The organism is Shewanella glacialimarina (assembly GCF_020511155.1).
Lineage (GTDB): Bacteria > Pseudomonadota > Gammaproteobacteria > Enterobacterales > Shewanellaceae > Shewanella > Shewanella glacialimarina.
This window is the reverse complement of sequence record NZ_CP041216.1, coordinates 436,999-451,613: the sequence shown is the minus strand read 5'-3', so window position 1 is coordinate 451,613 and position 14,615 is coordinate 436,999. Positions and strand designations below refer to the sequence as shown.

14 protein-coding genes are annotated in these 14,615 nt (G+C 42.0%); 4 read left to right on the top strand and 10 right to left on the bottom strand.

All coding sequences use genetic code 11. The features are described 5' to 3' along the window. Positions 1-282: 282 nt before the first annotated feature. From FJ709_RS01870 to FJ709_RS01850, 5 genes are all read right to left on the bottom strand, one after another. Positions 283-1,860, bottom strand: a complete 1,578-nt coding sequence (locus FJ709_RS01870) for an FG-GAP repeat domain-containing protein (RefSeq protein ID WP_226412917.1) — start codon at positions 1,858-1,860, stop codon at positions 283-285. 123 nt (positions 1,861-1,983) lie between these two features. Next, on the bottom strand, positions 1,984-2,775 hold the full coding sequence (locus tag FJ709_RS01865) for an EcsC family protein (RefSeq protein WP_226412915.1): 792 nt from the start codon (positions 2,773-2,775) through the stop codon (positions 1,984-1,986). Between the two features lie 295 nt (positions 2,776-3,070). Next, entirely contained in the window at positions 3,071-3,568 is a 498-nt protein-coding gene (locus FJ709_RS01860) for a peptidylprolyl isomerase (RefSeq protein ID WP_226412913.1), read from the bottom strand. Between the two features lie 99 nt (positions 3,569-3,667). Continuing rightward, positions 3,668-5,023, bottom strand: coding sequence for a M20 metallopeptidase family protein (locus FJ709_RS01855; RefSeq protein WP_226412911.1), 1,356 nt, complete (start codon positions 5,021-5,023; stop codon positions 3,668-3,670). Between the two features lie 124 nt (positions 5,024-5,147). Continuing rightward, positions 5,148-6,590 carry an MBL fold metallo-hydrolase RNA specificity domain-containing protein gene (locus FJ709_RS01850; protein WP_226412909.1) on the bottom strand — a complete coding sequence of 481 codons (1,443 nt, stop codon included), beginning with the start codon at positions 6,588-6,590 and terminating at the stop codon, positions 5,148-5,150. Positions 6,591-6,718: 128 nt separating this feature from the next. Between FJ709_RS01850 and FJ709_RS01845 the strand changes: the two genes are divergently transcribed. Next, positions 6,719-7,354, top strand: a complete 636-nt coding sequence (locus tag FJ709_RS01845) for a flavin reductase family protein (protein ID WP_226412907.1) — start codon at positions 6,719-6,721, stop codon at positions 7,352-7,354. A 1-nt stretch (position 7,355) separates the two neighbouring features. After that, positions 7,356-8,363 (top strand): ecdysteroid 22-kinase family protein, encoded by a 1,008-nt coding sequence (locus FJ709_RS01840; protein WP_226412905.1) that lies wholly within the window; start codon positions 7,356-7,358, stop codon positions 8,361-8,363. A gap of 26 nt (positions 8,364-8,389) precedes the next feature. Here the strand turns inward: FJ709_RS01840 and FJ709_RS01835 are convergent, their stop codons facing one another. Further along, positions 8,390-9,298 (bottom strand): AraC family transcriptional regulator, encoded by a 909-nt coding sequence (locus FJ709_RS01835; protein ID WP_226412903.1) that lies wholly within the window; start codon positions 9,296-9,298, stop codon positions 8,390-8,392. Positions 9,299-9,527: 229 nt separating this feature from the next. Here FJ709_RS01835 and exaC point away from each other — a divergent pair, with 229 nt between their 5' ends. Then, positions 9,528-11,048 carry an acetaldehyde dehydrogenase ExaC gene (gene exaC / locus FJ709_RS01830; RefSeq protein ID WP_226412901.1) on the top strand — a complete coding sequence of 507 codons (1,521 nt, stop codon included), beginning with the start codon at positions 9,528-9,530 and terminating at the stop codon, positions 11,046-11,048. Positions 11,049-11,252: 204 nt separating this feature from the next. Here exaC and FJ709_RS01825 read toward each other — a convergent pair whose 3' ends face one another. The 3 genes from FJ709_RS01825 to FJ709_RS01815 all read right to left on the bottom strand — a co-directional run bounded on the left by FJ709_RS01825 (position 11,253) and on the right by FJ709_RS01815 (position 13,905). Continuing rightward, positions 11,253-11,930, bottom strand: coding sequence for an SDR family NAD(P)-dependent oxidoreductase (locus FJ709_RS01825; RefSeq protein WP_226412899.1), 678 nt, complete (start codon positions 11,928-11,930; stop codon positions 11,253-11,255). Positions 11,931-12,228: 298 nt separating this feature from the next. Next, positions 12,229-13,320: a branched-chain amino acid aminotransferase gene (locus FJ709_RS01820; protein ID WP_226412897.1), complete on the bottom strand. Its 1,092-nt coding sequence runs from the start codon at positions 13,318-13,320 to the stop codon at positions 12,229-12,231. 234 nt (positions 13,321-13,554) lie between these two features. Beyond that, positions 13,555-13,905 (bottom strand): RidA family protein, encoded by a 351-nt coding sequence (locus tag FJ709_RS01815; protein WP_226412895.1) that lies wholly within the window; start codon positions 13,903-13,905, stop codon positions 13,555-13,557. A gap of 253 nt (positions 13,906-14,158) precedes the next feature. On the opposite strand from FJ709_RS01815, the gene FJ709_RS01810 reads away from it, so the two are divergent. Next, positions 14,159-14,359: a cell division protein ZapB gene (locus tag FJ709_RS01810; protein ID WP_226412893.1), complete on the top strand. Its 201-nt coding sequence runs from the start codon at positions 14,159-14,161 to the stop codon at positions 14,357-14,359. Between the two features lie 14 nt (positions 14,360-14,373). Here the strand turns inward: FJ709_RS01810 and FJ709_RS01805 are convergent, their stop codons facing one another. Then, positions 14,374-14,580 (bottom strand): DUF1107 domain-containing protein, encoded by a 207-nt coding sequence (locus FJ709_RS01805; RefSeq protein WP_226412891.1) that lies wholly within the window; start codon positions 14,578-14,580, stop codon positions 14,374-14,376. Positions 14,581-14,615: the final 35 nt, after the last annotated feature.

Genomic DNA, 14,615 nt, shown 5'->3' with positions numbered 1-14,615 from the left:
TTTATTTAACCAAAATACAACATATTAAAATTAGAACGAAATAGGCAACAAACCAGTAAAACAGCTTAATATTGATCGCATCAATTGCCTTTGTAAGACATAGCTAAACCAATAAGATTATTAATCTGCAAACAGACTCAGTTTTGATTTTTTGAGATGGAAAACAACATCAATAAATTTCAGATTTTAGACTGTAGATACAAAAATAGGCTGATTATATTCAATCTTTTGGAGATGAATTAATCAGCCTACAACTACATTTAACACATTTTCGCTAAATAATTACTCGGCGATAAAGACCAATATTTTGCGCTGCAAGGCCTTATCATCCTGGCGGCCATAATGAACCAATAGATCATCTTTACCATCGTGATTAATGTCGGTCACAGACACTAGCGAGCCTTTTTGAGGTAAGGTAAATTCCAACTCATCACTGCGGCTAGAAAAAGGTGACTCACCACTTTGGCCTTGAAATATTTTTAAGCGTTTTTCGGTATCTGATAAGAGTAACTCTTGAAAACCATCACCATTTAAGTCGCCTAGAGTAATAACAGGCTCACCGGTTTGACCTGAGGTTAAACTAAAACTTAATTCAACTTCTTTAGTCACATTAGCCTGTTTGGGAAATTGAAACTCACTGTTCATTTTGAACACATACACATCTTGGTCAATGCTGCCAGATAACAATGCGCCAACAATTTGTGACACGCCAATATCAAAACCAGACACCAATACTTCTTCTATGTTGTCTTTGTCTAAATCAACAAAACTGAGTCCAGATAATGTGCCTTCAGCCCGAATAACACTAGTAGGTTTACGGCCAAAACTGAGGGTATTGTCCTTGTTACGGCCAAGATACACTTCGTAATCATTACTTTTATCAAATACACCGCTGCTTTTGGTATAGCGCACGACTAAATCTGTTATTCCATCACCGTTAATATCGTCTAGTTTTTCAACTTTACGGTACATCAAATTACTTTGATCTAGTTGTCCGCCATAAATGTCACGCTTATTCCACCAATTCACTCCGCTGATAGGCTGACTCACAGGAATAAATGTCGCCGATAACAAAAACTGACCGTTATCTTGCTGAAAATAAACTTCTAATAATCCCTCGCCCACTTTAATAATATCGTCTCGGTTATCGAAATTAGCGTCGGAAAAATACAAGGTTGGTTGACTATATTGTGCGCCATTATCGGTTAATTCAATATTGGGTAATAAAGGTAAAGATTGTGTGGTAAAGGTCTGTATTTCAGTGGCGGGATCATTATTAGCTAGCAGTATATGCATCGCTTTAAAGTCACTTAAAACAATATCGGCAATGCCATCATTATTGATGTCTTTGACAAATTCTCCACGGGAGATGAAATCAGCTTGGGGAGTTAAGGTAATTGAACTAATACTGGCAGCTTTACTGATTTGGCTTTGCGTAGCCTGCTCAGATATTGACGCTAACGCAGGATGACCAACTTGGTATTGCCACAAAGTGTCGGCACTTAAAAAGTACAGTTTTTGTAATTGTAATTGCTGACTGTCATCTTCAGGCTGATAAACATCGTAGCGAAACAGTGCTTGGCTTAATGGTTGTTTGTCTAATAAGCTTAATTTTTCTTGCTTAAAACCATAAATATATAGCCAACGTTGGGCATCATCATCGACACCAATGGCAATAAGTTCATTGCCTTCATTGTCCATAATATTGGCTGATATAGCAGGCTGAACAAGTTCTATGTCGGCATCAATGGTGTATTCTAAAAAACTTAATTTATCTTTAGCGAGAGTTACATTTGTATGTAAACCAACTAAAGCTAACGCACTGTACACTATCCCTTTTATGGCTGAGTTCAATCTCATTATTATGGCTATCCTTGGTTGAAACAAAGCATACTGCTTTGATCTTGATTATTAGATTATTGACTAAAGTAATGCTGCTTACTGCTGCTTTTATTGTTATAGCACCTGCCTGGCCATAATCGTTTAGAGCTTTAGTTCAATGTCGTCATACCATTTACGCACAAGCGCTACGCCATATTTTCGCTCTAAACGCCTAACGGCAAAATGTCCCCGCGCCATGTCTTGAAAATGGCTAATAAACAGAGTGTTAATTACTATTCCACCGGCAGCACCAATAGCAGGCACAGCCTGGGCAGCCATCTTTTGAGTCACTTGTATACCAAAACGTTCCGCAATCAAGGCAACTAATTTAACTAACATAGGGGCGGCTTCTTTTGAAACCCCCTTACTGGCAACATACTCGGCAGCTTCAGCAATAGAGTTCGCTAATACGGTGCGCACCGCAAAGTAGCCTTGCTCAGATTGATCATCTTCAACGGTATTTCCCCCCAGAGCAAACACAGACAAGCAGGCAAGTTGTGTTTCGGGTTCAGTGATGATTTCACCTTCACTTCTAGCAATATCGGCAATTGAACGTAGCATAATGGTTGTTGAAATAGGCAGTTCAATAGCTATCGCGCTCAAGCCAAAAAAACCACCTGCGCCACCACTTATTGCTACGCCCAGTTTATGTAACTTATTAGATGATTGTGTCCCTGGTTGATTTTTTAAGGTATATAAAGCCGCTTGGCTTGCCTTCATCAAGGCTGCTTGAGTGACTTTAGTCACTGTTGAACTAATACTTTTTGGCAGCAAGGCAAAGCCTTTTTCAATAGGCGCGCCGATGTAATCGGTCAACTTAGCCGCCAGCCCAGGGTTTTCAAGCAACTGTTTAGCTTGTTGTAAACATTGAAATTCTATATCCGTAAGCTGCATAACATTCTCGATAAACCTTCTTTCTCGATAAACCGGCTATTAGCACATACTTATCTACACCTAATTAGTATGATGCATTAGTTTTATCATCAATAGGCAACGGAATGAAGGTGTGAGTAAAAGTTAGTGGTAATAGTGACAAGGTTTTTGGTAACAGCCTGTAACAATCTGTCGTAACATTCTGTCTATATTAGGTAATTATGGTCTATCTCAGTAACACCAATCCACTACCGAATCGAGTCCCCTCAATCGGTAATGAATTTTATTTGGCCGCTGTGATGCTCACTCGTTATGCTTAGGTGGTTATCGTCACCGACTCAATAATAATTGGCTCTTTGGGTACATCTTCATGGCCAGCAATCGTTGCCGTTTTAACCTTTTCAATCTGTTTCACCACCTCAATACCTGCACTGACCTTGCCAAACACAGCATAACCCCAGCCATTGTTAGTGGTGGCGGTATGATCGAGAAAGCTATTATTTGCGGTATTGATAAAAAACTGTCCAGTAGCTGAATGCGGCGCATCTGTGCGTGCCATAGCAATAGTACCCAATACATTGCTCAAACCGCGATTAGCTTCGTTGGCTATAGGATCATGAGTGGGTTTTTCTGCCATGTCGGCGGTAAATCCGCCCCCTTGGATCATAAATCCTTTAATCACACGGTGAAAAATAGTCTGCTCATAAAAACCTTCCTGGCAGTATCTGATGAAGTTTTTCGCGCTAACAGGGGCTTTTTCCATATCGAGTTCGATGTGAATATCGCCGACATTGGTGGTAATAATAATGGTCATGGGAGCTCGATAATGAATGAGTGATTTCGTGGCATTATAACCACTTATTATAAAAAATAGCTGAAATAAAAATGCCTGCATATGCAGGCATTTTTAGATTTACTGATTAAACAAATCTATCGCGGCTCGGGTCATTGATCTCACCCCGGTGCTGATAGTTAACCGATAATCTGGGGCAAATTGGCTTGAATGCAGTGACGGTAAAGTATCTCCTTTAGCCACACTATCGGCATATATTTGAGGCTCAACTGCACCTAACCAGAATAAAGTGATAGGTACTTTTTCGGCAGTCCTGCCGTATAAACCAAAATCTTCACCTGCCATAACTTGTGGCGCAACGAGCACATTATCGGCACCAATTTCAGCTTCAATACTGGCTTTCACTTTTGCCGCTAACATTGGGTCGTTATAGGTAGAGGGGATGGTTTCATCATCATGCACATTCACTTCAGGCATCAGTTCTTCTGGTAAACCCGCGCTAATGGCTATGCCTTTAGTTATCCTCTTTATCGCCGCGATTTGTTGCTCACGGACATCAGGATTATATGAGCGTAACGTTAGCTGCAACATCACTTCATTAGAAATAATATTATGCTTTGATCCGCCGTGAATAGACCCCACTGTGACCACATTGGGCTCAAGTGGAGATATCTCACGGCTCGGAATGGTTTGCAGTGCCATCACAGTGCGCGCAGCTAAAACAACAGGGTCTATTGTGGTGTGTGGGTATGCGCCATGGCCACCTTTACCTTTGATTTTGATATCGACAGAATCGACATTGGCCAGGGCATAACCACTAATTGCACCGACTTTACCTGCGGGAATTGTCGCACTAACATGCAGACCTAATACGGCATCTGGGGTTGAAAACTGGCTAAACAAGCCTTGCTTTAACATGGCTTTAGCACCACCGCCCACTTCCTCAGCAGGTTGAGCGACCATCATAAGCGTGCCTTTCCAATCGGCTTTATGTTGCATTAACTGCTGCGCTGTACCAATTAAGCTAGTCATGTGAATATCATGGCCACAGCCATGCATTACACCCACTTTATTATTGCTGGCATCAAGTGTGGTTACCTTAGAGGCGTAAGATTTTCCCGTTTGTTCAATAATGGGTAAACCATCGGTATCAGCGCGGATCATCACTGTCGGTCCTTTACCATTTTTGAATATACCTACCACGCCGTAACCGCCAAAATTTTCGGTCACGGTAAATCCAAGACTGGTTAATTCCTGCGCCATTCGAGCGCTGGAATTTTTTTCATGGTACGACAACTCAGGGTTCTGGTGTAAGTGAATATAAAGCGATTCTAATTGTGGTAAGGCTTTGTTAACGCTGCTAGATAATGGCACATTTGCATTAGCAAACGCAGGGTGAAGAATAATAGGTAACGCAAGCAATGACCCCTGCAAACAAGCCAGTGCAGAGGACGGTAATAATTTATATATCAGCATTTGATTTCAACATGTCAGTAAAGGTTATTTAACAAGCTAACACATTAAAATCCATTTACAGAATGATAAAATCTCCGCTTTTTAAGTGTAAAGGCCCAAGGCTCTCTGGACATAACTGTCCTCATTAACTAGGTACCCATACTAATTCAGGTAAGGCATTCAAGTCTAAACAGTTGCCCTTTTCAACGATCACCCCTTTTTGTGGAGCTAATTGCGGGTCCTGACTTAACATCTCAAGCAATGTTTTTTGTGAATCAGGCTCTCCGTGAACTAATACCACAGGAGGATTACCAACAAAATGACGATACCAACTTAAGAGTTCGGCCTGATCAGCATGGGCAGAAAGCCCACCAATAGTATGAATTTTAGCATCCACTTTTATACTTTGACCGTGAATGGTTAGCTCTTTAGCCCCATCGACGAGCAAACGCCCTGGAGTACCTAAAGCTTGATAGCCACAGATAATAATATCAGTGCCCTTGCGCGCAAGGTTGTGGGCTAGATGGTTACGAATGCGACCGCCATTACACATGCCACTACCGGCAATAATAATTAGCCCTTCATGTATATCATTAAGCTCGATTGACTCTTCTGTGCTGCTAGTAAATTCGGCGGTAGATAATAAGGGATGTTGCCCAGGGGATAAGCGAGTAAAACGCTTAAAGTCTTCATCCATCAATGGATAGTTATTGACATAAACCTGGGTTGCTTTAATTGCCATCGGACTATCAAGACAAATTCGCCAGCGCGATAAATCCCATTCTTTGGCATAAATATGGAATAAATACAGTAATTCTTGCGCCCGTCCCACTGAAAAAGCAGGCAGTAAAATGTTGCCACGGCTTTTATGAATGGTAGTGGCAAAGATGCCTTTAAGCTCTGTCAGGGTATCTTGCCAGCTTCGATGCTGACGGTTGCCGTAGGTGCTTTCCATCATCACTAAGTCTGCATGTTCTATCATGGTGGGGTCTGACAGAATTGGCATGCCTTCACGGCCAAGATCCCCGCTGAACACCAGCTTTTTTTGCTCAGGTTGCTGCCCCAGCCAAAGCTCGACTACCGCAGAACCTAAAATATGACCCGCATCGGATAGCGTTGCTTCGATATCGTCTGTCACCGCAAAACGTTGGCCGTATTCTAGAGCAACAAACTGGGTTAAGACCTGTTCAACATCGTCCTGGGTGAACAAAGGCTCAAGCGGTGTTAAGTCATTTTTGGCACGTTTTTTATTTTGCCGCTCGGTGTCTCGCTCTTGCAGCATAGCGGCATCTTTTAACATAATAGCGCACAGCTCTGCCGAGGCTTTATGGGTATAAATTGGGCCTGTAAACCCTTGCTTTGCTAATAGCGGTAAGCGACCAGAATGGTCAATATGGGCATGACTTAATACCACGGCACTAATGAGTTCAGGCCGAAAATCAAACGGGTCACGGTTACGAAGTTCATCCGCCTTGCCCCCTTGAATTAATCCACAATCAAGTAATATAGATTGCTGGTTAACTGTGATTAAATGACAAGATCCAGTAACCTCTTGTGTCGCGCCTAAAAATCGCAATGTCATTTGCATGCTAATCTCCAATTTGTATGCTAGATATCACTCTGATGATTTAATATTAGGCTGTTCGCAACAAAAAAGCGGGAGCTGGATCATAAATGTTCAAAAAACAAACATTCATCACAATAAGGAACTGACTAATGGCTCAAGACGATCGCTATTTTTATCAACCGAGTGAAGGCCATGGCTTAGCCCACGATCCGCTTAATGCCATTATCAGTCCACGCCCAATAGGCTGGATTTCATCACGCAATGGTAAAGGTCAGCGCAATCTTGCGCCCTACAGTTTTTTTAACTGTTTCAATTACACCCCGCCCATTATCGGTTTTGCCAGCACAGCTTGGAAAGACAGCGTGGCCAATATTGTAGAAACCGGCGAATTTGTGTGGAACTTAACCACCCGTGAATTAGCTGAAAAAATGAATCAAACATCGGCGGCTTTACCCCACGGTGAAGATGAGTTTGCCTTTGCGGGCTTAACCCCTGCACCGAGTAAATTGATTGGGGTAGACAGAGTGGCGGAAAGTCCGGTGAACTTTGAATGCAAGTTAACCCAATGCATTCAATTAAAAGATGCCAATGGCCAAGATATTGATACCTGGCTAGTGCTTGGTGAAGTCATTGCGGTGCATATCGCCAATCACCTGATTGATGACAATGGTATCTATCAAACCACACTCGCTGAACCCGTTATGAGAGCAGGCGGCCCAACCGCGTATTACACAGTTACCGAAGACAATCGGTTTGATTTATCTCGCCCGGTAATGCCAAAGTAATATGCAATCACAACAGTTAGCAAAAATCGTTAACACCCTTAGCGCGCAAAGCGTCTCCCATGTTGACACGATTCAATCACTTTGGGGCGGTTATGGTGAGCTTGTTAGAGTCTATTTGACGGGTTATCACTGTGCATCGGTCATTGTTAAACATATTCAATTCCCACAGCCCAAAACTCATCCCAGAGGCTGGGCCACTGATTTATCACACCAGCGGAAACTCCAATCGTATCAAGTAGAAAGTTATTGGTATCTGCATTACGCCAATCTCTGTACGGCTGATTCTTGTCTACCAAAATGTCTATGGATTGAAACAACTGACCACGAAACACTGCTCATTTTAGAAGATTTAGCCGTACTCGGTTTCAATCGTGTTAACCCCCAACCAACACAATCGGTTATTCAGGCCTGTTTAACCTGGCTGGCTCATTTTCATGGCCGATTTATGCAGCATACTGGCGAGGGATTATGGCCGATTGGCAGTTACTGGCACTTAGCAACAAGGCCTGATGAACTTGAGGTATTACAAGATGATAAACTCAAAAATGCGGCTGCGTCGTTAGATAGCACCCTTAATAATTGCCCGTTTAAAACCTTAGTACACGGTGATGCAAAGCTAGCCAACTTTTGTTTTACCCCTGACTCAACTAAGGCGGCTGCGGTCGATTTCCAATACATTGGCAAAGGCTGCGGCATGAAAGATGTGGCCTATTTTCTCAGTAGTGTGATGGTATTTAATCAACCCACAGCGAGCATAGAGCAAGCCGTACAGCAGTATCTTGATTTTTATTTCAAGCAATTAACCATCAGCGTTGCGCACTACCACCCCGCTATCAATTCAGCACAACTCGAAAGTACATGGCGTCCGCTATACGCCATTGCCTGGGCTGACTTTCATCGTTTTATTAAAGGCTGGAGCCCAGAGCATCCTAAAATAAATGCCTACTCTGAAACCTTAACCTTAAAAGCACTGGCGCTGTTAGCCGCTGAAAACGATTACAACAGCTAAGCAAGCATACACAAGAGATGACTTGGTTAACTGTTTAAGTGACGAAGCTTGTAGTCAGTGGGGCTTATGCCATAACACTGTTTAAACAAGCGGCTGAAATGACTTGCACTGTGATATCCCAGCGAAAAACACACCTGAGTAATTTGCTGCCCCTGGGCAATTAATTTTGCAGCCTGTTTCATGCGTATCTGTTGCTGAAACGCCATTGGCGTGCAGCCAAAATGGATTTTAAATTGATAAAAAAATTTGCTCCGGCTCATACAAGCCTGACGGCATAAGGCATCGATATTAAGTGCTTCATTTAAGTGACTTTTAATATACTGCAACGCCGAGTTAAGGCCATTAAACTCAGGGTCTTTCTCACTGTGGCACAACAAAAAATCCCGAGTTTGAAAACGTAACAAACGGATCACCAATTCTGAAATGGCTAAATCAATTAAACAATTTCTGTCGACTTCGTTTTCAGTAAAAATATGCACCATGCGCTCAAGCAAAGCTTGGGTTTGCTCGTTATGATGGGTGTGTACTAAGGATTGCTGATATTGCCAATCACCATAACTTTTATTAATAGGTGTACGCATTTGCAGTTGATTGGCAATTGTTTGCACACGGTCAGTCGAAATTTCTATTGCTAAACAGGTTGTCGGTTGATGAATTTTAGCCTCAGGAAAGTCTATTTCTACCGCCTGATTTGGCGCCATAATAAAAGACTCATGGGGATAAAAAGCCGCCTCATAATCATCAACCGAATGCATCACTTTTTTGCCCGTCACCATACCACAAAACAATAATTGATCTGACTTCAACGCTACGCGGGACGCTTGCTCAAACGTATCATAAATACTCAGCTCTACCTCGGGCCCAGCAAAGCTAATTTTATTCTCAACCAGCACTTGAGGCGCCGCGCGCTTTTGCTGTAAAAATCCATTTATCATGTCTGCCACCTATTGCAGGGTTACATCTATTCGATATAACAATCCCGCTTATCAACCCCATACGACAATTCCGTACAACAATCCTTACTATTGGCGCAACGCATAAAACACAGGTCAGATAATTATTTGTACTGTGAGTCAACAGCTATGGATTTTCAGAATAGTAAACTTTCCTATAACTGTTCTAGGTTAATTAGTAATCCAACAAATACAATTAGAGGAAAGTATTATGATCTACGCAGCACCCGGTGAAACAGGCTCAGTGATGACCTTCAAATCGATTTATCAAAACTATATTGGTGGCCAATGGGTCGAACCGGTCAATGGCAAATACTTTGATAACATCAGCCCAGTTAATGGCCAAGTTTTCTGCCAAATTCCACGCTCTGATCAACACGATATCGATTTGGCTTTAGATGCTGCTCACAGAGCAAAAGCGTCGTGGGGAGCTACTTCAGCCGCTGAGCGTTCGAATATATTACTCAAAATAGCTGACCGCATGGAAGCTAACTTAACCTTATTATCTGTTGCTGAAACCTGGGACAACGGCAAAGCTGTGCGTGAAACATTAAATGCAGATATTCCCCTCGCGGTTGATCATTTTCGCTACTTTGCAGGTTGTTTAAGAGCACAAGAAGGCAGTGCGGCTGAAATTGACGCCAATACTGTGTCTTACCATATTCATGAACCTTTAGGGGTTGTGGGCCAGATTATTCCGTGGAATTTCCCGTTATTAATGGCCGCCTGGAAATTAGCTCCCGCATTAGCAGCAGGAAATTGCGTGGTGTTAAAACCCGCGGAGCAAACCCCAGCGTCTATTTTAGTGTTAATGGAATTGGTGGGCGACTTATTACCTGCTGGTGTACTCAATATTGTCAATGGTTATGGCGCTGAGGCAGGCCAAGCGCTGGCTACCAGCAAACGTATTGCTAAGATAGCCTTTACCGGCTCAACGCCTATTGGCTCACATATTATGAAGTGCGCCGCAGAAAATATTATCCCCTCAACCGTTGAGCTAGGCGGTAAATCCCCCAATGTCTTCTTTAAAGATGTATTTGATTTTGAAGATGCGTACTTAAGCAAATGCATTGAAGGTGCGGTACTGGCATTTTTCAATCAAGGTGAAGTGTGTACTTGCCCGTCAAGATTGTTGATCCAAGAAGATATTTACCCGCAATTTATTGCCAAAATTATTGAACGTTCCAAAGCGATTAAACGCGGTAATCCACTCGATACTGAAACCATGGTAGGCGCGCAAGCTTCCCAAGAACAGTTCGATAAGATTATGAGCTATATTGCTATTGGCAAAGATGAAGGTGCAGAAGTGTTGCTGGGCGGTGACATAGAACCGATTGATGGCGACTACCAAAAAGGGTTTTATATTCAGCCAACCTTGCTAAAAGGCACTAATAATATGCGGGTGTTCCAAGAAGAAATTTTTGGTCCAGTGATTTCGGTAACCACGTTTAAAGATGAAGCTGAAGCATTGGCACTGGCGAATAACTCTGAATACGGTTTAGGCGCAGGCGTGTGGACCCGTGATATGAATTTAGCTTATCGCATGGGACGTAAGATTGAAGCAGGCCGAGTATGGACCAATTGTTATCATATGTATCCTGCCCACGCTGCATTTGGTGGTTACAAAAAATCGGGTGTCGGTCGAGAAACCCATAAAGTGGCGTTAAATCACTATCAACAAACTAAGAATTTATTGGTCAGTTACGATATTAATCCGTTAGGGTTTTTCTAACACAAAATATTTCCATTTAACAAAAAAGGGCTGACATGCGTCAGCCCTTTTTATTAGATTTTCGACAAACACACTGTTGAATTAAGCTAAGCTACGGGGTTATTGCTTTGTATTAAAAATATTTTTAGGTACGACAATATTTAGCTTCCAAGGTGGGATAAAAAGCGCATCGATATTCTATTGACCGTTTGCTTTACAAAGCTATCAACTTCGATTGATAGTGATATCGGCGATATAACCATGCTCTGTGGCAATTAATGCTCGTTTGAGCATTTGCGCCGCTTCATCCGCACTCATAAAGCTAGAGGTATCTAATGCTTTGCCACTTGTCGGCCAAAACCCGGTATCCATTCCACCAGGATATACCGCAATAATTTTCATTGGGCAGCCCTTTAGCTCCAACCGAACTGACTCAATAAAACCGCGCACAGCCCATTTAGCTGCACAATAAGTGGATTCGCCAGCTTTAGCAGTTAATGCTGCTGTAGACATCACTATCACCACATTGACGGCTTGATGACGGTAGCGTTTAACTAATTCACGCACCAGTAAAATAGCCGATGTAACATTGTTTTGAATAAGGCTAAATATCGAATCCGCGTCTTGGGTATCAATGTTGCCAAAGTAGCCGCTGCCAGCACAATGAATAACCGTGTTTAATCTAGATTGAGTTTGTTGAGCCTGATCAAGCTGATCAAAAAGGGCTGAAACACTGGTATCAGAGGTTAAATCGGCACTGATAACGGAGATGTTTGTCCCTTGTGCTACGGCATTCAAGCGCGTTTTATTACGCCCAGAAATAATCACCTGTTCGTTATCATCAAGGTAACATTTAGCTAATGCCGCCCCTAACCCACTGCTTGCACCGGTAATCAAAATCATAATTGCCTCTTAAATCACACTAAAATAAGCCTAATTCATTCTATGGTAAGTCCCAAAAAACAAGCCTAACAGACTCTGACTAAACCGAAAACGGGGAGAATAAATAGAGTGCCACTATGCCTTATAAAAAGCATCACTATCGTGATGCTAATTCACAAATGCGATTGTTAGCTTGTCGATTTTACAACTTTAGCCAAAGCGGTATTTACGCAGTTAAACGTGAATAAATAAAAAATCCGACATCATCACTGATATCGGATTTTAGTTGCTAACGTTGGTTTTACGAGGGCATCAAGCCCTATGGTGCAACCTGTTCAACACGCTTCACCCAGCCTTGAGGGCCTTGTATGTTACCTTTTTGAATATCGGTAAAGACTTGATAAATCTTTTTAATATTTGGGCCAACTTTGCCATCACCAACCGTCACAATTCGGTGATCTTCAAAGATGTATGAGGTTACAGGCGACACGACAGCAGCCGTGCCAAAACCACCGGCTTCAACAATTTCACCCGACTCAATATCGGCTATGAATTTGTCTAACATCACGGTTTCCTGACGTACTTCACAACCCAGTAATTCACCAAGCTCTAAAATAGATTGCGAGGTAATCGATTTTAAAATGGTGTCAGTGAAATGAGGAATAATCACGGTACCATCTTTTAAAATATGGAAGTGGTTCATTGCACCCACTTCTTCAATTTGCTTGTTACTCGCATCCAGATATAACACCTGTGCAGCACCATATTCTGCGGCGGCTTTACCTGCACGTAATGATGCAGCATAGTTACCAGAAGCTTTTGACGCCCCAGTACCACCTGATACCGCACGGTGGAACTTAGTGGTAATAAGTAAGCGAATACCTTCATTTACACCTGAGGCGTAATAAGCACCAGATGGACTTAAAATAACGCAGAAGGTGTATTGCTGACTCGGACTAACTGATAAACGGTCCTCTGTAGCAAAAATAAATGGACGGATGTATAAACATGCGCCGTCTTGCATCGGAAACCACTTTCTATCGACATCAATTAAGCTATTAATGGCATTTAACTGAGTTTGCTCATCAATATTAGGAATACACACTATGTCCGCTGAACGATTCATTCGCTCGGCATTTTTATTCAGACGGAAAGTGTAAATTTCACCATCTTGATGCATAAAGGCTTTAGCGCCCTCAAAAATAGACTGACCGTAATGTAAGGTCATGGCACCTGGCGCCATTTCAAAAGGACCGTAAGGTACAATGCGAGGATCACACCATTGGCCGTCACGATAATCCATCAAAAACATATGGTCGGTACGTAGCTTACCAAAGCCAACATTACCTTCGGGAGTAAACTGCTCAGTGCGGCGCTCTGACGCGGGTTTTAAATTATATTTTATATCCATTGCATACCACCTTAAAAACTGAGCTTGAAGACTATTGAGAGCGGTAAATAAAGTCAAGTTTACCGTCTCTTTTGTTGCGCAGATTACGTCAATTCAACGTAACAAGCATCAGTATTTTTTTTCAAACTCGCTTTTTTACAGCTAAAACAGAATGAGGTTTTGAAGTCACACATTGAACCTTTAAAACCAACATAGACAAAACCAACCACTTACCATTCACTTACATAAGTGTTTTTATACCATCACAGCGGCAATAATAGACACTTCCACTAAGTATTCGGGCTCAGCTATTGCCGCTTGAACGCAGGCTCTTGCCGGTGCATGCCCCTCGGGTAGCCAATTGTCCCAAACATGATTCATGGCGTCATAATCTTGCATATCTTTAAGGTAGATTGTGGCTGACAGAATATGATCACGTTGACTGCCGGCTTGAATAAGCAAGGCATCAACCTCAGCTAACATAGTTTGAGTTTGAGTGGTGATATCAGCAAATTTATCGGTTGCAACTTGGCCACATAAATAAACGGTTTTATTGTGTATAACAATACTGCTCATACGTTGATTGACATCGATTCGGTTGATCATCGTGCTGTTGTCGCCATCATGATTTAATTGAACATAAAAAGTATCATGAACATTGGCTTTTTTGCTAGCAACAATGGGTCTATCTAAGTTGAATTTATCGAGTGATATGAATAGGTTTGACCTAAGATAGGCTTAAACGTAAAAATAGTATTAAATTTAGTTTATTTTTTGCCCACTTAGCGATTAAGACTATTCCACAGGGGGCTGTCACTGCTAGAATGAGGTTTACATCCAGAAACCATTAGGACTCCCCATGAGCCTTGAATTATTGTCCCAACTGGAAACCAAAATCCAGGCCACTCTTGAAAACATTGAGCTACTAAAAATGGAGCTTGAAGAAGAGAAGCAAAAGAATGTCACGCTAACAGAAAAAAACCAACAACTAGAACAAGACCTAAACTCATGGAGCGATAAGGTCAACGGTCTTGTTGGTTTATTGAATAGCGAAATCTAGTCAAATATTAAATTTTACGCTGGTTGATCATGTTGTGACTCAATTAGTGCATTTAATTCTAAAATAGCCTGCCTAACCTGTGGTAGGCTTTTTTTCGGCAATAAAAACCTTCCGTAGCTAAATTCTAAACGACCTAGATCCTTCACCCAAATCACGCCACTGAAAAAAATTCTTGCGTGTTTAACAATAAGTTTAGGAGCATAAACTGGGAACATTCTCATATCGCCTCCTTGTCGGTACTATTAACGAGTAACTC